This window comes from Burkholderia sp. 4NA327C6 (genome assembly GCF_005502655.1).
GTDB lineage: Bacteria > Pseudomonadota > Gammaproteobacteria > Burkholderiales > Burkholderiaceae > Burkholderia > Burkholderia contaminans.
On record NZ_SCNZ01000007.1, the window covers coordinates 54,882 to 75,398 of the forward strand.

The following is a 20,517-nucleotide window of genomic DNA, read 5'->3' on the forward strand; positions in this document are numbered from 1 at the left end:
CGCGCCGGCCTGATGCGAAAACGCGCCCGAAGGCGCGTGGAGAGAAGCGTCAGGCCGCTCGCTTGAATAGCCGGATCACGAACAGCAGGATCACCGCACCGACGACCGCGACGATCACCGAACCGATGAAGCCGCTGCCGATGCTGATGCCGAGTATCCCGGCGAGCCAGCCGCCGATCACCGCGCCGACGATCCCGACGATGATGTCGACGATCAGCCCGAAGCCGCCGCCCTTGACGAGCAAACCGGCAAGCCAGCCGGCGATCGCGCCGATGATGAGCCACATAATCAAGCCATGAGTCATGGTTGTCCTCTCCTTGAGTTGTGTCGAAAGACCGGACGTCGGCTGCGTTACCGCAAGCTGAATGAAGGCGGCATCGCGACCTGCCGCGCCGCCCACGCAATGTAACGCGTTAGACGGGTCGGAATCGTTAAGTAATGTTATGCACCCTTAACGGGATTTTCCAGGGAATTTGTCTGCATACGGCTAGGCTCGTGCGTGGGTGATGCATGATGAAATGAAGTTGTAATAAACGGCCGCCGGTGAAGCAGGTCGCCCGTCGGCGTCATCGTTCGTGCACCGATGCCTGCATGCCCACGTCGGGCAATCCGTCGCCTGCGTCGGCGATCAGCCGTGCGACGGTCGCGGGTTCGCCGATCGCCTCGATCGACAGCAGTGCGAAGCGGGCGAGAAAGAGCGATGCATCGGCTTCACCGATCCGTGTCATCGTGTGGCACAGGTCGGTGTAGAGGATGTCGCGTTCGGTATCCGTCATCATGCGGTCTCCTGAGGATCGGTTGATGCGCACGGACGAAGTGCGCGTTCGAGCGCGGCGATCACGTCGCTCGCGCGAGCGTCGTGCCAGCGGCCGAGTACGTGGCCGTCCGGACGTACGAGATAGACGGTGCCGTCGCGGGCGCCGTACATGTCGAACAGCCGGCCGTCTTCGTCATGGCCGCCGCAGGTCGGTTGCCGCGGCGCCGCAGATCGCGTGAGCGCCACGAGCGCGAACGGTATCCGCGCAGCCTGCAGGCGCTGTTCAAGGCCAGCGAGCGTCGGATCGGGCACGCCGTCGGACGTGAAGCAGACCGCGGTGAAGCGCGGGGCGACGAGATCGGTCAGGTGGCCGCGCCGCATGGCGCTGCCGTGCGGCGCGTACAGCATCAGCGGACATTCGGCGAGCACCGTGCCGGGCGCGGGGCCGGCTGAAAACGTATCGCGTTCGACTGCGTTGAGCGACGACGTCGCATAGGCGATGGCCGTCGTCTGGCGCGGATTGATCAGCGAACGCAGCGCCGGATGCCGGACCGCGAGCGACAGCACGGCCTTGCGCATCAGTTCGAAAGCAAACGACGGCGGTGCCATGAACTCGGTGCTCTTCGTGCCGTAGCGAAGATTCTCGTGCGTCGCGAACACGCGTTCGTCCGAGTAGCTGTCGAGCAGCGTGTCCGATGCAAGGCCGCGAATCACGTACGCGAGTTTCCATGCGAGGTTGTCGGCATCGTCGATGCCCGAATTCGCGCCGCGCACGCCGAAGATCGGCACGAGATGCGCGGCGTCGCCACAGAACAGCACGCGGCCGTGCCGATAGCGTTCGAGCGTCAGCGCATTCGCCTTGTAGACCGTGATCCAGATCGGCGACCAGTCGCCGCGCTCGCCCATCATGTCGAGCAGGTTCTGCACGCGCGGGATCACGTTTTCTGGCTTGATGGCCGCTTCGGGATCCTCATCGTCGCGTAACTGGTAGTCGATCCGCCACACATTGTCGGGCTGCTTGTGGACGAGCACCGTTGAGCCCGGGTTCGACGACGGGTCGAAGTACGCGAGCCGTTCTGTTGGCCGGTCACTGTCGAGCGCGATGTCGACGATCACGTAGCGGCCCTCGTAGCTCGTGCCTTGCAGCGACAGGCCGAGCGCTTCACGCATCGTGCTGCGTCCGCCGTCGCACGCCACGACCCAGTCGGCGTCGAGTGCGTAGCCGCCGAGCGGCGTGTCGACGTCGAGGCGCACGCCGTCCGGGTGCAGGGAGACGCCGGTGACTTTCGCCTGCCAGCGGATCTCGATGAGTTCGGGGCGGCGCAGTGCGGCGTCGAGCAGGAACTGCTCGATGTGGTACTGCGCGAGATTGATCATCGGCGGCAGTTTCTGGTTTTCGTCCTGCGGCATCGTGAAATGCAGCACTTCGTCGCGACGGTAGAAGCTGCGTCCGCCGGTCCACGGCAGTCCCGTGCGCAGGAAGTCGTCGAGCGCGCCGAGCCGTTCGATGATCTCGAGGCTGCGCCGCGAGATGCAGATCGCCCGGCTGCCGTGACAGACGGCGTCGTCGGCCTCGATCAGCACACTCCGGATGCCGTGGTTCGCGAGACCGAGCGCAACGGCGAGGCCGACAGGGCCGCCCCCGACGATCGCCACGCGATGCCGGTGCGTGTCGATACCGTCGTCGCAGGCCGGCAGATGCGCGGGATGGCGCTCGGCGACGAACGGGTAGGGTTTGAAGTCGATATCCATCGTTGGCTTCCAGAGGAGGGCGGTTCGACGTGCACGCGCGCCGGGGCCGCGTGCAGGCAGTCGAAGCAGTATGGAAGCCGTGCGGGAATCCGCTGTCCCCATTCGGGGTACAGCAAGCCGACCGGGATTTACCCCGATTCCGTCATCGCAGTCCGATTCGGTTCAGGGCTGCAGGCAGAGTGCGAACAACTGTCGCTGGCTCGAGATGCCCAGGCGCCGGTAAGCGCGCTTCTGGTATGTGACGACGCTCGACGCCTTCACGCCGATCGTCTCGCCGATCTCGTGCGCGGTCTGGCCTTCGAGCACACCGCGCAGCACGTCGAGTTCGCGCTTGGACAGCGCCGGGCAGGCGCTGCGTAACCGCGCGAGCATCCGTTGCGGGATGCCGATCTGCGCGGCACCGGCGAGTGCGTAGTGATGCTTCGCGGCCTGCGCGATCAGCGGGGCGAGCGCTTCGATCTCCGCGATCTCGCGCGGCTGGAACGCGCCGCTGCGATGCGCGCGGTACAGGTTGATCGACAGCCAGCTCGCATCGTTGGGCTGCATCAGCAACGACAGCCGGTCGGACACGTCGGGGCCGCGGTAGCAGGCCGCTCGATACGCTTCGTGATCGATCTCGTCGCCGGCCTGCTGGTGCAGCAGCAGGTCGTGGCGGCGCGCGCCGCGAGGCGCGCTCGATACGATCTTCTGGTTGCCGTCGAGCGTGTAGAAGTGTCGTGCGTAGATGTCGGCGACGTCACGCAGGTAGCGGCCGCCGCGATGGTCGGCGACGGATAGCGTGCGCGGGCGGTTGCCGAACTCGTACGCGAAGATCGTGCATTGCGTGACCGACAGCGCATCGTCGAACAGCTTCAGCACTTCGGCTGCGAATGCGTTGGGCTCGTTGCCGCCGATCGCGGCGACAAGGCGCGTCGCACGTAATACGTCCAGTTGCCCGGTGAGGTTCGGTCGCTCGAGACGCCAGGTGCGCATGATGCTCGGAAAGGGCGGAGTGGTCCGGCGATTGTAATCGGCGGCGTGCGGCGCGGGAGTCGGGTGATGCCCGCAAGCGGAGCGGACGCAGAGAGAAGAAGGGCAGCGCACGATTTGGCGCCCGGAATGAGAAAAGGGCTGACAAGCATTGCTTGTCAGCCCTTTATAACTTGGTGCCGGAGATAGGAGTCGAACCTACGACCTTCGCATTACGAATGCGCTGCTCTACCAACTGAGCTACACCGGCATCAGAGAAACGAAATTATAAGGTGAAATCTGAGACCTTGGCAATAGGTTTTGCGAATTTTTTTCAGCTTGCTGCTGCTGTTTCGCGAAACTCATCGACTCGGCAAACTTCCCGCTTCGTTTCACTGCGATGCGACCCGTTGGGGTCACATCGAGAGCCGCGATTCTACGTACGTCGCGCGATACTGTCTAGTGCTGCAGTGCAAATTTATTGCTTTTCCTGGTGGTAGCCCGTCACGCGCTCGACTTCGTTCTTCGAACCGAGGAACACCGGGACGCGCTGATGCAGGCCCGTCGGCTGCACTTCCATGATGCGCTGCGTGCCGGTCGTCGCGGCGCCGCCCGCCTGTTCGACGATGAACGACATCGGGTTCGCTTCGTACATCAGGCGCAGCTTGCCCGGACGGTCGGGCGTGCGCTTGTCGGCCGGGTACATGAAGATGCCGCCGCGGTTCAGGATCCGGTGCACGTCGGCCACCATCGATGCGATCCAGCGCATGTTGAAGTTGTCGCCGCGCGGGCCGTCCTTGCCGGCGTTCAGTTCGTCGATATAGCGCTTGACCGGGTCGTACCAGTGGCGCGCGTTCGATGCGTTGATCGCGTATTCGCGCGTGTCGGCCGGGATCTGCATGTTGCTCTGCGTGAGCACCCACGAGCCGACTTCGCGGTCGAGCGTGAAGCAGTTCACGCCGTTGCCGGTCGTCAGCACGAACACCGTCTGCGGGCCGTACACGGCGTAACCGGCCGCAACCTGCTGCGTGCCGGGCTGCAGGAACGATTCCTCGGTGGCCTGCTTGCCGTCCGGGCAGCGCAGCACCGAGAAGATTGTGCCGATCGACACGTTCACGTCGATGTTCGACGAGCCGTCGAGCGGATCGAACACGAGCAGGTACTCGCCGCGCGGATAGTTCGCGGGGATCGGGAAGAACGTTTCCATTTCTTCCGATGCCATCGCGGCGAGGTTGCCGCCCCATTCGTTCGCGTCGAGCAGGATTTCGTTCGACAGGATGTCGAGCTTCTTCTGCACTTCGCCCTGGACGTTCTCGCTGCCGGCGGTGCCGAGCGCTTCGCCGAGCGCGCCCTTCGACACGTTGTAGCTGATCGCCTTGCACGCGCGTGCGACGACTTCGATCAGCAGGCGCAGGTCGGCGGGGAGGTTGTTGGTCTCACGTTGCTGTTCGATCAGGAACTTCGACAGCGTGGTGCGGCGGGCAATGGACATGACAGACTCCAGAAGGCCAAAGAATCCTTGAATGGCCGCAATTTTACCCGTCGCGCCTTCCGTGCCGCCGGGTTTTTTCGTCCGGTTACACGGCTGGGCAGCCGGACCGGCCCGCTTTCCGGTGGGGGAAACCGGCGCGACACGCTTCGCGGCAACGGCAGGCGGTGTGATCGGACCCTGCGATTGCGCGCGGTTCCGGGAGTCTTCACACAATAAAAAAGCCGGTGCCGCGACGGGCGGCACCGGCTGTATCGCGCAGGCGCGATGCGGGCGATCGCGTTACGCGAGTGCCTTCTCGACGATCTCGCGCACGTCCCGCGATTTCGCACCGGCGGCAACCTGCTCGAGCGCTTCGCGCATCCGGTCGCGCAGTGCCGGCGTGAAGCGGCGCCACAGTTCCAGCGAGCGCGCGAGGCGCGCGGCAACCTGCGGGTTGATCGCGTCGAGCGCGAGCACCTGTTCGGCCCAGAACGCGTAACCGGAGCCGTCCGCCGCGTGGAATTGCGCGGGGTTGGCCGCGCAGAAGCTGAAGATCAGCGAACGGGCGCGGTTCGGATTCTTCAGGTTGAACGCCGGGTGCGCGAGCAGCTTGCGAACCTTCTCAAGCGTCGGCTGCGTAGGCGTACCGCGTTGCGCGGCCTGCATCGCGAACCACTTGTCGATCACCAGCGCTTCCTTCTCGAAGCGGCGGTAGAAATCGTCGAGCGCGTGCTCGGCCGGTTCGGTCGCGCCGGCGGCCGCGGCGGACAGCAGCGCGCCGAGCGCGGCCGCGCGATCGGTCATGTTGTTCGCCGCGTCGTATTGCGCGGTCGCGAGGCGCACCGCATCGGCCGGATCCTCGAGCTCGGCGAGATACGCGAGCGCGAGGTTCTTCAGCGCGCGGCGGCCGGAGGCCTCCGGCGTCGGTTCGTAGGCGCCGGGCGTCTGGTGCTGCTCGTAGGCGGCGAGCCATTCCGCGCGCAGCGCGGTGGCGAGCCGGCGGCGCACGAACTGGCGCGCGCGATGCACGGCGGCCGGATCGGCTTCCGCCATCTGGTCGGCGAGGTAGGTTTCCGACGGCAGCGTCAGCGCGAGTTCGCGGAACGCCGGCGACAGCGTCGCGTCGGTCAGCACGCGGCGGAACGCGGCGACGAAGTTCTCGCCGAGCGTGAGCGGCTCGTTCGCGGCCGCACGCGCGGCGAGTGTCAGCAGCGCGCGCGTCGCGAGGCGCTGGCCGGCCTCCCAGCGGTTGAACGGATCGCTGTCGTGCGCGAGCAGGAACGCGAGGTCGTCGTCGCTGTAGTCGTACTCGACGATCACCGGCGACGAGAAGTTGCGCAGCAGCGACGGCAGCGGGTGTTCCGGCACGTCGACGAACGTAAAGGTCTGCTCGGTGTCGGTGAAATCGAGCACGCGCGTCGTGCCTGCGGCGGCGGCTTCGCCGTCGAGACGCAGCGGCAGGTCGCGGCCGTCGCGGCCGATCAGGCCGATCGCGAACGGAATCAGTAGCGGCCCCTGCTGCGTTTCGCGCGCGGCCGGCGACCCGTCGCCGTAGCCCTGCGCAAGCGTCACCGTATAGCGGCGCGCAGCCGCGTCGTACGCGGTGCGCACCGACACGCGCGGCGTGCCGGCCTGGCTGTACCAGCGCTCGAACTGCGCGAGGTCGCGCCCGTTCGCGTCGGCCATTGCGTGACGGAAGTCGTCGCAGGTCACGGCGTGCCCGTCGTGGCGCTTGAAGTACAGATCCATCCCCTTGCGGAAGCCGTCGCGGCCGAACAGCGTCTGATACATCCGCACGACTTCCGAGCCTTTCTCGTAGACGGTCATCGTGTAGAAGTTGTTGATCTCGACGTAGCTCTCCGGGCGCACCGGGTGCGCCATCGGGCCCGCATCCTCGGCGAACTGCAACTGGCGCAGCACGCGCACGTCCTCGATGCGCTTGACCGCGCGGGCCGCCGATTCGACGTCGTCGCCCGCGGCCATGTCGGCCGAGAATTCCTGGTCGCGGAACACCGTCAGGCCTTCCTTCAGGCTCAGCTGGAACCAGTCGCGGCAGGTCACGCGGTTGCCGGTCCAGTTGTGGAAGTACTCGTGTCCGACCACCGATTCGATGTTCGCGAAGTCGGTGTCGGTCGCGGTCTCGGGGTTCGCCAGCACGTACTTCGTGTTGAAGATGTTGAGCCCCTTGTTCTCCATCGCGCCCATGTTGAAGTCGCCCACCGCGACGATCATGAAGCGGTCGAGATCGAGTTCGAGGCCGAAGCGCTGCTCGTCCCAGCGGATCGAGTGGATCAGCGAATCCATCGCATGACGCGTCTTGTCGAGGTCGGCCGGCTCGACCCACACCTGCAGCAGCTTTTCCTTGCCCGAGCCGGTCGTGATCGTTTCCTCGATCGCGACGAGCTTGCCCGCGACCAGCGCGAACAGGTAGCTCGGCTTGCGGAACGGGTCTTCCCATTTCGCGAAGTGGCGGCCGTCGGGCAGGTCGCCGGAATCGACGAGGTTGCCGTTCGACAGCAGCACCGGGTACCCGGCCTTGTCGGCGCGCAGCGTCACCGTGTACGACGCCATCACGTCCGGGCGGTCGAGGAAGTAGGTGATGCGGCGGAAACCTTCGGCTTCGCACTGCGTGAAGAAGTTGCCGCTCGACACATAAAGGCCCGACAGCGTCGTATTCTGGTCGGGTGCGCATGCGCTTTCGAGCGTCAGCTCGAAGGCCTCGGGAACATTCTCGACGGTCAGCCCGTGCTCGTGCGCGCGCACGGCGCCATGCGGCGCGCCGTCCAGGTGCGCGCCGAGGAATTCGAGCGCTTCGCCCATCAGCTCCAGGTGCGGCGCGGGCGCGGCGTCCGGATTGCGGCGCACGCGCATCGTGTTCCTGACGATCGTGCGGGCCGGCGCGAGATCGAATTCGAGCGCGACGGAATCGATGAGGAAGGCCGGCGGCGTGTAGTCGGCGCGGCGGATCACGGTGGAAGAGGCGTTGTCGGACATGGTCGTCGAGATCGGTGGAGTAGGGGACGGGCCCGTGGCACGGGCCGGGCGAACCGGGCCATTGTACAAAGGCTGGCGGCCGCGTGCCGGCCGAACTTTTTACCGGTTCCGGGAGTCCGCGTATTATCGGCATCCCGTTACGGTTCGCGCGGTGCGACGAACGGGTGACGGATCGAAGAGGATCAACATGAAACGCGAATGGATTCAACGCGGTGCGGGCTGGGCGGCGGCGCTGTGCGTGGCGCTGCTGACCGGCTGTACCAGCTACGTGACGACCCAGGTCACGGCCTTCTCCGACTGGAGCGGCAGCGACGCGACACGCACCTATGCGTTCACGCGCACCGACGCGCAGAAGAACAGCATCGAGCAGTCGACCTACGAGCCGATCGTCGCGAACGAGCTGTCGACGTATGCGTTCCGGCAGGTGCCGCAGGCGCAAGCGCGGTACCTCGTCGGGCTGACCTATGCGGTCGGCAGCGATCTCGTGACGGTACCGCAGCCGGTCTATTACGATCCGTGGTTCGCGCCCGGGCCGTACTGGCGGCGCGGGCCGTGGGGCCCGTGGGGTCCCTGGGGGCCGATGCCGGCCGGCTACGTCGCGCAGACATACCAGGTGTTCGACTACACGCTCGGCATCCGCATCACCGAGCGCGCGACGGGCAAGGAGGTGTACAACGTGTCCGCGCGCACGACCGGCGACAACGGTACGCTGCTGTACGCGATGCCGTTCCTCGCGCGCAGCGCGCTCGCCGATTTCCCGCTGTCCAACGGCGCGGTTCGCTCGGTCCGGCTGCCGGTCGACAAGCGCGGCGGCCCGGCGGCGCCGGCTGCCAACGAGCGCGCGGTGCCGGTGGCGCCCGCCTCGGGTGCCGCCGCCGCGAAGTAACGCGGTATCCCTCTCGGCGCGGCCGTCCGGCCGCGCCGGCCATGCCCTTCCGTCAGACCCCGATACCCAGCAGCGCCAGCGCGCCGAGCACGACGAACAGCACGGCCGCGATCGCGTGCACGAGCTTCGTCGGCAGGCGGTGCGCGAAGCGGTCGCCGAGCAGGATCGCGGGCACGTTCGCGAGCATCATCCCGAACGTCGTGCCGGCCACGACACCGATGTAGTCCTGGAAGCGCGCGGCGAGCGCGACGGTCGCGATCTGCGTCTTGTCGCCCATTTCCGCGAGGAAGAATGCGACGAGGGTCGCACCGAACACGCCGAGCCGCGAGCGGTTGGCATTGGCTTCGTCGGCATCGAGCTTGTCCGGCACGAGGATCCACAACCCCATCGCGATGAAGGAGAACGCGAGCGCCCAGCGCATGATCGACGGCGTGACGAGCGCGCCGAGCCATTCGCCGAGCGCGCCGGCGAACCCGTGGTTCACGAGTGTCGCGACGAGCACGCCGAGAATGATCGGCACCGGCTTGCGATAGCGCGCGGCCAGTACGAGGGAAAGCAGTTGGGTCTTGTCGCCGATTTCAGCGAGGGCGACGGCGCCGGTGGAGATCAGGAAGGCTTGGGACACGTATGGGGTTCCACGGGCCGATGTTGTGCGTGCGAGCGACGATCCACCGCGCGCCGGGCCCTGATGCGGCGCGCTGTGAACCATCGGTCTCGCCAGGCCTAGGTGGCTGCGTCCGCCATGGCCGTACGGCCAAGTCTGTTGACGGACGCCTCCGTCACGATGCGCGCCGGGGGCGCGGGACATCGAGCGGAGCGGCTACTCCCCAATGAGCGGCGAATTCTAGCACGGCGCGTTACGCGCGGGAAAGCGGTTGGCGGGCGCTGCGCCCCGAGTCGGGGCGGGATCGGCGCATGGCAAGCTCGGCGGCCCGGCGCGCGCGGCGGTGGATGCCCGCGCGTGCCGGGGCGCACCCCGGCGGGTCGTTACGCGGCGGGGCGGCGTGCCGCGCCGCGCTCGTGGACGAGTTGGCCTGCCGCATAGGTGCGGTACACCGCGCGGTCGTCGCCGAGCAGCGCGAACGCGAACAGCAGTTCCTCGAGCGAATCCGCACGCTTCGTGCGGCGTGCGAGCAGCGGCGTGGCTTGCGGATCGAGCACGACGAAGTCGGCTTCGGTACGCGGGGCGAGCGTGCCGACCGTGTCGGCGAGGTCGAGCGCCTGCGCGGCGCCGGCCGTTGCGAGCCAGAACATCCGCGTCGCGGTCAGGTGGTGGCCCGACAGTCGCGCGACCTTGTGCGCTTCGTTCATCGTCTGCAGCATCGAGAACGACGTGCCGCCGCCGACGTCGGTCGCGAGCGTGACGGGCACGTCGTATTCGCCGGCCTTGTCGAAATCGAACAGCCCGCTGCCGAGGAAGAAGTTCGACGTCGGGCAGTGCGCGACGACGGTTCGCGTCTCGGCCATCCGGCGGCGGTCCTCGTCGTCGAGGTGGATGCAGTGGCCGTACACCGCGCGCGGGCGCAGCAGCCCGTAGCGGTCGTAGATGTCGAGATAGCTGCGATGGCCGGGGAACAGCTCGGCCACCCATTTCACCTCGTCGACGTTTTCTGCGACGTGGCTCTGCACGAACACGTCCGGATGGCGCCGCGCGAGTTCGCCGCACGCCTCGAGCTGCGCCTCGGTCGACGTCGGCGCGAAGCGCGGCGTGAGCGCGTACATCTGGCGCCCCTTGCCGTGCCAGCGGTCGATCAGCTCGGCGCTGTCGTCATAGCCTGATTGCGCGGTATCGCGCAGGAACTCGGGGCAGTTGCGGTCCATCAGCACCTTGCCCGCGATCATCCGCAGGTCGCGCGCGTCGCTCGCCGCGAACAGCGCATCGGCCGACTGCTTGTGCACCGTGCAGTAGACGAGCGCGCTCGTCGTGCCGCAGGCGAGCAGTTCGTCGACGAAGAAGTCGGCGACTTCGCGCGCATGCTCGGGGTCGCCGAACTGGCGCTCGGTCGGGAACGTGTACTTGTCCAGCCACGGCAGCAGGCCCGGTGCCGGCGACGCGATCATGTCCGTCTGCGGATAGTGAATGTGCGTGTCGATGAAGCCGGGCACGATCAGCTTGTCGCGCAGCTCATGGACGATCGCATCGCGCGCGAGCGTCGCGGCGAGCTGCGCGTACGGGCCGGCCGCGACGACCTTGCCGTCGTCGACGATCAGGAGGCCGTCGGTCTCGTAGTTCGCGGCCTGGCTCGATTGCGCCGGGTCGCCGTTGAAGGTCAGCAACTGAGAACGGAAAGCGGTTTGCGTCATGACGAATGATCCTGCATCAAGGTAAGGCGAACAGAAGAAAACGGGCGACGCCGCACGGCGGCAAGACGGCGCCTGGCGAGCGGGTGCGGCACGCTGCGTGCGGCACGACCGGATGCGATTGCGCGGGCGAACGTGGCGGCCGAAGCCGCCCGCGAGTGGTTGCCGGCGGGCCTCGCAGCCGTTGCGCTCACGACCGATGAAGCCTTGAGCGAAACGGCAAATCGCGACGGCAGGCACGCGCGAGCGACGACGAACGGCGCCGTCGCCGCGCGCTCACGCACGCGATCGTCCCGGCGCAAGGCCGGGCCGGTGGTCGCGAAGCGGATGCCGTTGCCGTGTTTCATCTGTCCAGCGTTCCTCGATGCCGGCCGTCACGCGGCCTGCCAGTACGCGTCTAGGCGCGCGTACAGTGCGTCGCGCTGCGCCGGTTCGATGAACGATGCCTCGAAGCCGTTGCGGATCACCGCATGGACTTCGGCATCCGTGAGTTGCAGCCCTTCGGCCGTCGCGAAGTAGTTTTCATTGACGTAGCCGCCGAAATAGGCCGGATCGTCGGAGTTGATCGTCACCGCGACGCCGCGATCGAGCAGCGCTTTCAGCGTGTGCTTCGCCATGTCGTCGAACACGCACAGCTTCAGGTTCGACAGCGGGCAGACGGTGAGCGCCGTGCGCGTTTTCGCGAGGCGCTCGACGAGCGCCGCGTCCTCGATGCTGCGCACGCCGTGGTCGATCCGGTCGACCTTCAGCACGTCGAGCGCTTCGTAGATGTAAGCGGGCGGGCCTTCCTCGCCCGCGTGCGCGACGAGCTTCAGCCCGAGCGCGCGCGCCTTCTCGAACACGCGTGCGAACTTCGTCGGCGGATGGCCGAGCTCGGACGAGTCGAGGCCGACGCCGATCAGGCGATGGCGATAGCGCTCGAACAGCGGCAGCGCGGATTCGAACGTCGCGAGCGCGTCCTCTTCGGACAGATGACGCAGGAAGCACAGGATCAGCTTGCTCGACAGCCCGCGTTGTTCGGCATCGGCGAGTGCCCGCTCGATACCCGCGACCACCGTCTCGATCGATACGCCGCGCTCGGTGTGCGTTTGCGGATCGAAGAACAGCTCGGTGTGGACGACGTTGTCGGCGAGCGCGCGTTCGCAATACGCGGCCGTCATGTCGTAGAAATCCTGCTCGGTCAGCAGCACGCTCGCGCCGGCGTAATAGATGTCGAGGAACGACTGCAGGTCGGTGAACGCGTACGCGGCGCGCAGCGCGTCGATCGAGTCGTACGCGAGCTTCACGCCGTTGCGCTGCGCCAGCGCGAAAATCAGTTCGGGCTCGAGCGAGCCTTCGATATGGATGTGCAGCTCCGCTTTCGGCGCGCGGGCAATCTTGTCCTTGAATGTCGGGGTCATGGCGTCGTTCTTGGTCGGTCAGTAGGTAGGGGAAGCCTGCGTGGACGCGTTCGCATTCGCGTTGGCCTCGACGGCCTGCAGCAATTGCGCAGCCACCGAGATCGCGATCACTTCGGGCGCCTTGTCGATGATGCCTTCGACACCGATCGGGCAGCGCATCCGTGCCACCTGGGCCGGGTCGATGCCGATCGCGGCGAGGCGATGATCGAACTGCACGCGTTTCGTGTGCGAGCCGGTCATCCCGAAGTACGCGTAGTCGCCGCGCCGCAGAATACGCTCGGCCAGCACGAAATCGAGTGCGTGGTCGTGCGTCATCACGACGAAGTATGACTGCGGCGGTGCGGCGTCGACCGCGTCGACCGGGGCAGCGGCCGCTTCGATCGCGAGGTTGCCGATGCCGGCGAGCGCGTCGGCCGGCGGGAACACCGCATCGGGCCCGTCGATCCAGCGCACGTGGCACGGCAGCGTCGCCAGTACCTTCACGAGCGCGGTGCCGATGTGCCCGGCGCCGAACAGCACGACGGGGAACGCATACGGCGCGATCGTTTCGGTCATCAGCGACACGCCGCCGGTTTCCCACAGCAGGCAGTCGGCACGCGCGGCTTCCGATTCGGGCTCGCTCAACAGCGGCGCGCCCGGTGAGGGGCCGAATGATACGCTACGCACGGTCGCGGCGCCGGCCGCGACACGCTTCGCGAGCGACATGATCCAGCCGAGATCGCCCACATCGAGCCGCTCGAACGCGAGCACCACGGCGCCGCCGCAGCATTGGCCGAGACTCGGGCCGAGCGCGAGCCGTTCGAGCCGGCGCGCGTGCGGCACGTGCGCGCCATCCTTGAGCAGATGCCGCGCGATCTCGATCGCCTTCCATTCCAGATGACCGCCGCCGATCGTATGGCGGGCCATGTCGCGCGTGACGAGCATCTTGGTGCCGGCTTCGCGCGGCGCGGAGCCGTCGGTGTGCGCGACCGTCACGAGCACGGCCGCTTCGCCATGTGCGAGCAGTTGCTGCAGATCGCCGAGCCAGGCTTCCATCAGCACGCTCCGTTCGGGGCGACGCGGCACGACACGCGGCGCGGGCTGGCGGGCGCGGCGGCAACGATGGCGGACGGGAGCGAGGCGGGCCGGCCGCACGGCCGATGCAGTGCGGCGGCAGCGCGCGAACGGCGCGCGCGGTCGGCACCGCCGGATGCGCGGACGCCATGAGGATGACGGATGCGGATGGTTTGCGTTGTCATGATGAATCCAGTCGACATTGCGGATCGGGCGCGCGTTACGCAGGGGTGGTGAGACCGCCTGGCCTCGCGCACGTAGATCGCCATCCAGTTACGAAGATAGCACCGCAAGGCGACGGGAACATTGCCAGGCGGTGATCCGCGCTATCAGGAGGCGATCATGTCGATCATAGGCCCGCCGCGCGGGATCGGGGCGCCGATGCGTGCACATCGGGCCGAAACGCAGGCGTGGCGGGGCTGGGCGCGGAAGTCGCGCGATGCGCGTTCGCCCGGAGAGCCGGGCGGCGGCGGGGTAGGTGTTTACGCTTGACGGGCCGGATGCGGCTCGCCAGGCTGGGCCGGCGGGTGCGCCGGAGCCGGGCGGCTACCGGCCGGCGGCAGTGTGCGGCCCGGGGCGAGCCGGCCGCGCGCAGGCCGGTCGAAACCGGCCGGTCAGGCCGCGAGCTTGCGGCGATGGCGCCAGAGGCTCGCGACCACGGCGATCAGGATCACCGCGAAGCCGATCAGCGCCCAGCCGGGCAGCAGGATGCCGAAGATCGGCGGGTAGACCGTCTCGCACAGCCCGGCGACCTTGAACATCCCGGGGAACCACTGCGCGGGCGGCAGGCTGTCGACGATCGGCTGCAGCGTGTCGAAACCGCAGCTGAAGCCCGGATTCATCTGGATCGACAGGTGCCGGGCGGCCGTGCCGACGCCGCCGGCCGCGGCGATCGCGATCAGCAGCTCGAGCACCCAGACGCCGCGCCAGTTGCGGATCCCTGCGGCCAGGAACGCGAAGATCCCGATCGCGCAGAAGAAGTAGCGCTGGATGATGCACAGCGGGCACGGATCTTCGTTCTTCACGTACTGCAGGTACAGCGCACCGGCCAGCAGGGCGATGCACACCCAACCGAGCAGCATCAGCAGGCGGCGTTCGCGGCGGAGTGCGAGCGTGTAGTCGTTCATGTCGGCGGGGTTCCTCGTGGGTCGGTCCGGAAAACAATCGCGCGATTTTAGCGCGAATGGTCTGGCACGAAACTGACAGCGCGCGTGCGGCAACCTGCCGCATCGCGCGTCGTGTCCGCCGGCGTTTGGACGGCTGCGCTCAGCGGATCGTGTTCAGCACGGCCTCGACCGCCTGGCCGATCGCGAGCAGCGCGTCGTCGCGGTGCGGGGCGGCCGCGAGCATCAGCCCGACCGGCGCCGCGTCGCGCGGATGGCAGGGCAGCGACAACGCGCACGCGTCGAGGAAGTTGAACGCGCTCGGATTGCGCAGGATCAGCGCGTTGGTGCGTGTGAACGCGGCGTCGTCCGCTTCGAGTTCGGCGATGCGCGGCGGCACGACCGGCACCGTCGGCGCGACGAGTGCATCGAAACGCGACCAGACCGTGTGGGCGGCTTCGTCGAGCATCGCCGTGCGTGCGGCGAGCAGGTCGAGATAGTCGGCTGCGGTCGCGGGTTCGCCCTTCAGGATCCGCGTGAGCACGCGCGGGTCGTACTGGTCGCGGTGCTTGGCGAGCAGCGGGCGATGCCACGCGTAGGCCTCGATTGGCGAGAAGCCGAAGCGGTTGACGTCCGGCAGCCGGTCGAGCGCGGGGAAGCGCACTTCCGTGACGATCGCGCCGGCGGCTTCGAGATGCTTGAGCGCGGCGTCGAGCGCGGCCGCGACGTCGGCATCGACACCGTCCGTCACGTAGTTCGTCAGCACGCCGAGCCGCACGCCTTCGAGCGGCCGGGCGGCCGGCACGTGCGGTTCGAGTCCCGCGAGCATCCGGTCGACGAGCGCACAGCACGCAACCGTCAGGCCGATCGGGCCGAACGAGTCGAGCGTCGTCGACAGCGGCACGCCGCCTTGCGTCGGAATCCGGCTCGCGGTCGGCTTGAAGCCCGTCAGCCCGCACAGCGCGGCCGGAATGCGGATCGAGCCGCCGGTGTCGGTGCCGAGCGCGACGGCCGCCATCCCGTCGGCGACGGATGCGGCGGCGCCGGACGACGAGCCGCCGGAAATCCGTGCGTCGCCCGGCACGTCGCGGTGGTACGGCGAGCGCGGATGGCCGAAGTGCGGATTCAGCCCGAGCCCCGAGAACGCGAATTCGCTCATGTTGGTGCGGCCGACCAGCACCGCGCCCGCGCGCTTGAGCCGCGCGACCGCGACCGCATCGGTGCGGGCGGGCGGCGCGCCGTCGAGCACGCGCGAACCCGCACGCGTCACCTGCCCCGCGACGTCGAACAGGTCCTTGACCGACACCGGAATGCCCGCGAGCGGCGACAGTACGGTGCCCGCGGCGCGCAGCCGGTCGTGCGCGTCGGCGGCCGCGCGCGCGTTGTCGGCATCGACTTCCGTGAAGACGACTGCGCCCTGGCCCGACGGATCGGCGATCCGGTCGAGCGCGGTGTCGACGAGCGCGCGGCTCGTGGTCCGGCCGGCGGCGAGGTCGGCGGCGAGCTGGGCGAGCGGGGGGAAGGGCGTGAAAGTGGTCATGGGCGGCTCAGGGGCGAAGATGTTGAAGAAGCGTGGAGCGGAACGAATCGATATGATTTTCGACGGCCGCGCGTGCGCCGGCGGCGTCACGCGCGGCTAGCCGGTCGAACAGTTCGCGATGCTCGTGCTGGACGTCGGCGAGATGGTGAGGTTCGGACAGCGTGACGAACCAGAAGCGCAGCGAGCGCTCATGCAGCCCGCGCAGGATGTCGGCGAGGACCGCATTGCGCGCGGCCGCGGCGATCGCCTGGTGGAATGCGCGGTCGAGTTCCATCATGCCTTCGACGTCGTGCGTGTCGACACAGGCCTGCCCGCCGTCGAGCAGCGCGGCCAGGCGCGCGAGATCGTCAGGCGTTGCGTGGCGTGCGGCGAGTTCCGCGCAGTGCGCTTCGTTGATGCGCCGCACGTCGATCACCGCGACGATGTCGTCGAGCGACAGCGGCTGAACCATCAATCCCTTGCGCGGCATCACGGACAGCAGCCCTTCGAGCACGAGCCGATGCACGGCCTGGTGCACCGGCGTGCGGCCGATGCTGGTGCGGGCGACGAGGTCGGCTTCGTTGAGGGCGGCGCCGGGCTTCAGGCGCATCGTGATGATGTCGCGCTGGATCAGCGCATACGCGCGGTCGGCGAGGCTGGCCGTCGGTGCGGCCGGGGGCTCGCGCGTGACGTCGGTCAGGGCATTCATGCGGGGTGCGGCGCGGTGGCCGGGCGGGGCGCGATCATGGCGCAGGCTGGCGGGAAAGTGGACGATGCGTGGATATTATTGTGATATATCACTGGTGTCCAGTGCCGGAGGCGCTGTAACAGCCTCGCCGGCGCGTGGGCGGGGACGCTCCCCGACGCAGTTTGCCGCCGACTTGCAACAATATCGACAGGATGTTGCAGGTTTGCCGCTCGATCGTGCGCTGAAGCATAATGAATCCTCGTTTATCCATACGCGTGAGCGACGTACCAGACCATCGTCATGAGCGAAAACACGCCTTCCCCGGCCGGTCTGCCCGGCACCTCCTCCGTTTCTTCCGATTCCCCCCGTTCCGATCCGGCGAAAGCGCCCGATGCGCCGGCTGCCCAGGCCGCCGCGCAGAACGTCGCTGCCGACGGCGCGTCACCGGTTACGGCCGCGTCCGAGCCGGGCGCGCCCGGTGCGACCGGCGCCGCCATCGATGGTGCTGCTGCCGCCGTGCCGCCGAAGGCTGGAACGCCGCCACCCGGTTTCGGCGCGCCGCCTGATTTCGACACGCCGCGCCCGCCGCCTGCGAGCGCGCAGAATGCGCCGCCGGCCTACCTGAAGCAGAGCGACACGCCGTGGTCGGTATTCGGCCGGATCGTGGCCGCGCGCGCGCGCAGGCTGTTCGACCGTGCAGGCCAGCGCATCACGCAGCGCACGCTGCGCATCGGCGTGTCGGCGCGGATCTTCCATCCGGAGCCGGGTGCGAAGGGGCTGCGGGGCAAGACGCTCCAGTATCTCGAGGAATCGATCGCGCACTGGGTCATGTCGCGCGACGTGCTCGTGTTCATGATTCCGACCGTCGGCCACCAGGGCATGATTCACCCGAGCAACATCCGCCTGCGCGACTACGCGAAGCATCTCGACGGCCTGCTGCTGCAGGGTGGCGCAGACGTATCGCCGCAAACCTACGCCGCATCGGACGCCCGCCCCGAATGGCCGGGCGATCGCGTGCGCGACATGTACGAGCTCGAGCTGCTGCACGAGTTCGTCGAATCCGGCAAACCCGTGCTCGGCGTATGCCGCGGCTGCCAGCTGATCAACGTCGCGTTCGGTGGCTCGCTGTACCAGGACATCGCCACCGACGTGCCGACCGCGAATGCGCACGTGAGCGAGCATTACGACCAGCATCGACACGCGATCCGCTTCCCGGATTCGTCGACGCTCGCGAGCATGTTCCCCGGGCGCAGCGAAGCGATCGTCAACTCGATCCACCACCAGGCGATCCGGGATCTCGGCCGCGATCTGAACATCGAAGCCGTGTCGGCCGGTGACGGGATCATCGAGGGCATTCGTCATCGCCGTTCGCCGTTCGTCGTCGGCGTGCAGTGGCACCCGGAGTTCCATCGGGCCGGCGGTTCGGAACTGCTCGACTGCACGCCGTTGCTCGATGCATTCCTGCGCGCGGCGCGCGAAACCCGCCTGTAGCAAGCTGGATGCTTCGCGTCGCACGACGACCGGCCGCAGTCCGATAAATTCGAGATGCGGCCGTTTCGTTTTGAACGATAATCGCGAGTTCCGATTCGTTCGCCGGAGTCTGACGTTGGCTTTCCGAAATTTTTCCCCTGCACGGTGCGCAACGTGGATCGTTGCGCTGGTTGCCTGCACGCAAGCGGGTGCGGCCTGGTCTGCCGACACGACCGCGCCCGCCGCCGGAACGCGTCCGGCGGTCACGAGCTTGCGCGGCGACGCGGCGGCTTCCAATCCGGCTGCGACCGATGCGTCCGCGCAAGGCAACGTCGCCGAGTTGACGCAGATGCTGCGCGATGGCCGGATCGTCGAGATGCGTACGACCTACAACGGCAGCTACGGTGCGAGCCTGATGTTCGACCCGCGCGAGATGACGTACTACGTCGCGCTGTTCCAGGACAAGCATCTGTGGCGTGTGATCCGGTCGCAGGAAAAGAGCCGCGCGGAGATGGTGTATGCAAACTTCGTTCAGCAGACCGTACAACTTGCCGACATCGAGATCCGCCGTACCGAGCTGGAGGCGCAGAAGGCGTTTCTCGAGCGCGTGATCGCGCTGCAGGCGAATCGTGCGCAGCAGTTGCAGGCCGACCTGAGCGTTGCACGCAGCCAGCAGGCCGAAGTCGCGCAGCGGCAGCGCTCGGCGCAGGAGCAGGCACAGGCGCTGCAGGTCGAGAAGCGGGCTGCGCAGTTGCAGCTGCGCGATCTGCAGGAGCAGGTGCGACAGCTCGAGAAGCAGACCGAGACGGGGCTGCCCACGCACAAGTAACGGATCGTCAGACCGACACAGAGACGAGCAAAACCCGGCGAAGCGAGCTTCGCCGGGTTTTTTTACGGCCGTGCCGTCAGCGCGCGAACGCGTTCGGCGTGTCGGTCAAGCGGCGGTGGGACAGTTGTGCCGTCCAGTCGAAATTGACGGGGGGAGCGTGCGTTGCGCGGGCTGGCTGCGTCGCGCGCAGCGCGCCTGCCATGGCGATCAGCGTGAGCGGATCGTCGAGCGCATCGTGTGAATTGGCGATTGTGTGCGGCGCGGTGGCGAGCCGATCGCGTGCCCGGGTGTCGATCGGGTTGTTCCGGACCGGCGGGCGCGCAGCCAGCCGCTGCACGGTCGGGCGCCCGGCCGGTGCCGCTGTCGTGCGCTTGCCGTTCGAATGGAGCGACGAGGCCGTGGCGGTGCGCGGCGTGTCGGACGTAGCCGGCGGACGACGCGACGCCGGACGACGCGTGACCGGGTGCGCGGCCGGCGGTGATCCGGCCGTCGTCGCGACGGGGGCAGCCGTCTCGTGCTGCGGCATGGCGTTCGTCGACGTGTGCGGCCGAGCCATCGCGACCTGCACCGTGCCGGACGACGACGTGGCGTGATCGGGCGCGCCATCGGCCGTTCGAATCGCGTAGGTGGGCCAGAATTCCGTCATGGGCTCGTGCGCGGCGATCAGCCAGCCAATGATGCCGAGCGCGCCGATGCTCCAGCAGAGCGCGTACTTCGCACGCCGGTCGCGAGCGCCACCGGCGATACGGTGGGGGCGCCGGCCGGCGGCGGCCGGAATCGCAACCGGCGGCCTGGTGGAAATCGGTGCAGGCGCGATCGTCGGCAGCGGCTTCCAGTGGCACGTGCGGTGCGGCCGGTCGACGTCGATGCAGGACGTTGCCAGTGTCGCGAGGCAGTGCTTGCCGGCGCGCGCACCGGGTGCGCCGCGAAAGATCCAGTCTTGGCCGAACGACGGGACCTGATCGAGCGGAGCGATGCGAGGGCGGGCAAGCGCGCCGGCAACGGGGACGAGGTGCGATGGAGTCATGAGGGCGGTGCGCCATGCGGCACGGACATCCGTGCCGGTGCGGCGCGGATATGTCGTCGCAAATCGAGACATTGTCGTCAGCCGGCGAAGGCCGGTCGATCAGATCAATCTGATTTTTGCTTCCGTTTCGGGACGACTAGTACGAGGAGAGCGCCGCGACCTCAGCGGCAGGGGCGGCACAAGGCAAATGTCGGGTTGGCATGGCATGATGCGCGAACCATGCCGGTGCGCGCGTCGTTGCGCGGCGCGTCGCCGGCGGGCAGCGATGCCCGTGCGCGCCGGCCCGGCGCCGCGTGCGTCGTCGGATCCATGCGGCGCG

17 protein-coding genes, 1 tRNA gene and 1 riboswitch are annotated in these 20,517 nt (G+C 67.9%); of the genes, 3 read left to right on the plus strand and 15 right to left on the minus strand.

What is annotated here, in order from left to right; all coding sequences use genetic code 11:
- Positions 1-49: 49 nt before the first annotated feature.
- The 7 genes from FFS49_RS09580 to pepN form a co-directional block, all read right to left on the minus strand.
- Positions 50-304 carry a GlsB/YeaQ/YmgE family stress response membrane protein gene (locus FFS49_RS09580; RefSeq protein WP_039343362.1) on the minus strand — a complete coding sequence of 85 codons (255 nt, stop codon included), beginning with the start codon at positions 302-304 and terminating at the stop codon, positions 50-52.
- 262 nt (positions 305-566) lie between these two features.
- Positions 567-779: a hypothetical protein gene (locus tag FFS49_RS09585; RefSeq protein WP_105817552.1), complete on the minus strand. Its 213-nt coding sequence runs from the start codon at positions 777-779 to the stop codon at positions 567-569.
- A complete protein-coding gene (locus FFS49_RS09590) occupies positions 776-2,509 on the minus strand; it encodes an FAD-dependent oxidoreductase (protein ID WP_137909825.1) in 1,734 nt (577 codons plus the stop codon). Before FFS49_RS09590 ends, FFS49_RS09585 begins: the two co-directional genes overlap by 4 nt.
- Before the next feature lie 162 nt (positions 2,510-2,671).
- The gene (locus tag FFS49_RS09595; protein WP_105817550.1) at positions 2,672-3,481 is read right to left on the minus strand and encodes a LuxR C-terminal-related transcriptional regulator; all 810 of its coding nucleotides are present in this window, start codon (positions 3,479-3,481) and stop codon (positions 2,672-2,674) included.
- Positions 3,482-3,652: 171 nt separating this feature from the next.
- Positions 3,653-3,728 (minus strand) — tRNA-Thr (locus FFS49_RS09600).
- A 207-nt stretch (positions 3,729-3,935) separates the two neighbouring features.
- Positions 3,936-4,949: a class 1 fructose-bisphosphatase gene (locus FFS49_RS09605; protein WP_071334105.1), complete on the minus strand. Its 1,014-nt coding sequence runs from the start codon at positions 4,947-4,949 to the stop codon at positions 3,936-3,938.
- A gap of 279 nt (positions 4,950-5,228) precedes the next feature.
- Entirely contained in the window at positions 5,229-7,922 is a 2,694-nt protein-coding gene (pepN, locus tag FFS49_RS09610) for an aminopeptidase N (RefSeq protein ID WP_105817549.1), read from the minus strand.
- Positions 7,923-8,109: 187 nt separating this feature from the next.
- On the opposite strand from pepN, the gene FFS49_RS09615 reads away from it, so the two are divergent.
- On the plus strand, positions 8,110-8,808 hold the full coding sequence (locus FFS49_RS09615; protein ID WP_046545164.1) for a DUF4136 domain-containing protein: 699 nt from the start codon (positions 8,110-8,112) through the stop codon (positions 8,806-8,808).
- Positions 8,809-8,860: 52 nt separating this feature from the next.
- On the opposite strand, the gene FFS49_RS09620 is transcribed toward FFS49_RS09615, so the two are convergent.
- From FFS49_RS09620 to FFS49_RS09665, 7 genes are all read right to left on the minus strand, one after another.
- On the minus strand, positions 8,861-9,433 hold the full coding sequence (locus tag FFS49_RS09620) for a TMEM165/GDT1 family protein (protein ID WP_039343340.1): 573 nt from the start codon (positions 9,431-9,433) through the stop codon (positions 8,861-8,863).
- 78 nt (positions 9,434-9,511) lie between these two features.
- A riboswitch (yybP-ykoY riboswitch) is annotated at positions 9,512-9,649 on the minus strand.
- A gap of 146 nt (positions 9,650-9,795) precedes the next feature.
- A complete protein-coding gene (guaD, locus tag FFS49_RS09630) occupies positions 9,796-11,112 on the minus strand; it encodes a guanine deaminase (RefSeq protein WP_105817548.1) in 1,317 nt (438 codons plus the stop codon).
- A 371-nt stretch (positions 11,113-11,483) separates the two neighbouring features.
- Positions 11,484-12,509, minus strand: coding sequence for an adenosine deaminase (locus tag FFS49_RS09640; RefSeq protein ID WP_105817546.1), 1,026 nt, complete (start codon positions 12,507-12,509; stop codon positions 11,484-11,486).
- An 18-nt stretch (positions 12,510-12,527) separates the two neighbouring features.
- Positions 12,528-13,544 (minus strand): xanthine dehydrogenase accessory protein XdhC, encoded by a 1,017-nt coding sequence (gene xdhC, locus FFS49_RS09645; protein WP_105817545.1) that lies wholly within the window; start codon positions 13,542-13,544, stop codon positions 12,528-12,530.
- Positions 13,545-14,176: 632 nt separating this feature from the next.
- The gene (locus FFS49_RS09655; RefSeq protein ID WP_039343326.1) at positions 14,177-14,689 is read right to left on the minus strand and encodes a disulfide bond formation protein B; all 513 of its coding nucleotides are present in this window, start codon (positions 14,687-14,689) and stop codon (positions 14,177-14,179) included.
- 139 nt (positions 14,690-14,828) lie between these two features.
- Positions 14,829-16,205: an amidase gene (locus tag FFS49_RS09660; protein WP_039343325.1), complete on the minus strand. Its 1,377-nt coding sequence runs from the start codon at positions 16,203-16,205 to the stop codon at positions 14,829-14,831.
- 7 nt (positions 16,206-16,212) lie between these two features.
- On the minus strand, positions 16,213-16,893 hold the full coding sequence (locus FFS49_RS09665; protein WP_105817544.1) for a GntR family transcriptional regulator: 681 nt from the start codon (positions 16,891-16,893) through the stop codon (positions 16,213-16,215).
- Between the two features lie 279 nt (positions 16,894-17,172).
- Here FFS49_RS09665 and FFS49_RS09675 point away from each other — a divergent pair, with 279 nt between their 5' ends.
- Positions 17,173-18,363, plus strand: coding sequence for a type 1 glutamine amidotransferase (locus FFS49_RS09675; RefSeq protein WP_039343319.1), 1,191 nt, complete (start codon positions 17,173-17,175; stop codon positions 18,361-18,363).
- 115 nt (positions 18,364-18,478) lie between these two features.
- On the plus strand, positions 18,479-19,171 hold the full coding sequence (locus tag FFS49_RS09680; RefSeq protein ID WP_039343315.1) for a DUF2968 domain-containing protein: 693 nt from the start codon (positions 18,479-18,481) through the stop codon (positions 19,169-19,171).
- Positions 19,172-19,247: 76 nt separating this feature from the next.
- Here FFS49_RS09680 and FFS49_RS09685 read toward each other — a convergent pair whose 3' ends face one another.
- Positions 19,248-20,198: a hypothetical protein gene (locus tag FFS49_RS09685; protein ID WP_105817543.1), complete on the minus strand. Its 951-nt coding sequence runs from the start codon at positions 20,196-20,198 to the stop codon at positions 19,248-19,250.
- Positions 20,199-20,517: the final 319 nt, after the last annotated feature.

Bases quoted from the DNA above. Each gene is read 5' to 3' on its own strand.
- FFS49_RS09580 (WP_039343362.1), bottom strand. From the start codon at position 304: ATGACTCATGGCTTGATTATGTGGCTCATCATCGGCGCGATCGCCGGC.
- FFS49_RS09585 (WP_105817552.1), bottom strand. From the start codon at position 779: ATGATGACGGATACCGAACGCGACATCCTCTACACCGACCTGTGCCAC.
- FFS49_RS09590 (WP_137909825.1), bottom strand. From the start codon at position 2,509: ATGGATATCGACTTCAAACCCTACCCGTTCGTCGCCGAGCGCCATCCC.
- FFS49_RS09595 (WP_105817550.1), bottom strand. From the start codon at position 3,481: ATGCGCACCTGGCGTCTCGAGCGACCGAACCTCACCGGGCAACTGGAC.
- FFS49_RS09605 (WP_071334105.1), bottom strand. From the start codon at position 4,949: ATGTCCATTGCCCGCCGCACCACGCTGTCGAAGTTCCTGATCGAACAG.
- pepN (WP_105817549.1), bottom strand. From the start codon at position 7,922: ATGTCCGACAACGCCTCTTCCACCGTGATCCGCCGCGCCGACTACACG.
- FFS49_RS09615 (WP_046545164.1), top strand. From the start codon at position 8,110: ATGAAACGCGAATGGATTCAACGCGGTGCGGGCTGGGCGGCGGCGCTG.
- guaD (WP_105817548.1), bottom strand. From the start codon at position 11,112: ATGACGCAAACCGCTTTCCGTTCTCAGTTGCTGACCTTCAACGGCGAC.
- FFS49_RS09640 (WP_105817546.1), bottom strand. From the start codon at position 12,509: ATGACCCCGACATTCAAGGACAAGATTGCCCGCGCGCCGAAAGCGGAG.
- xdhC (WP_105817545.1), bottom strand. From the start codon at position 13,544: ATGGAAGCCTGGCTCGGCGATCTGCAGCAACTGCTCGCACATGGCGAA.
- FFS49_RS09655 (WP_039343326.1), bottom strand. From the start codon at position 14,689: ATGAACGACTACACGCTCGCACTCCGCCGCGAACGCCGCCTGCTGATG.
- FFS49_RS09660 (WP_039343325.1), bottom strand. From the start codon at position 16,205: ATGACCACTTTCACGCCCTTCCCCCCGCTCGCCCAGCTCGCCGCCGAC.
- FFS49_RS09665 (WP_105817544.1), bottom strand. From the start codon at position 16,893: ATGAATGCCCTGACCGACGTCACGCGCGAGCCCCCGGCCGCACCGACG.
- FFS49_RS09675 (WP_039343319.1), top strand. From the start codon at position 17,173: ATGAGCGAAAACACGCCTTCCCCGGCCGGTCTGCCCGGCACCTCCTCC.
- FFS49_RS09685 (WP_105817543.1), bottom strand. From the start codon at position 20,198: ATGACTCCATCGCACCTCGTCCCCGTTGCCGGCGCGCTTGCCCGCCCT.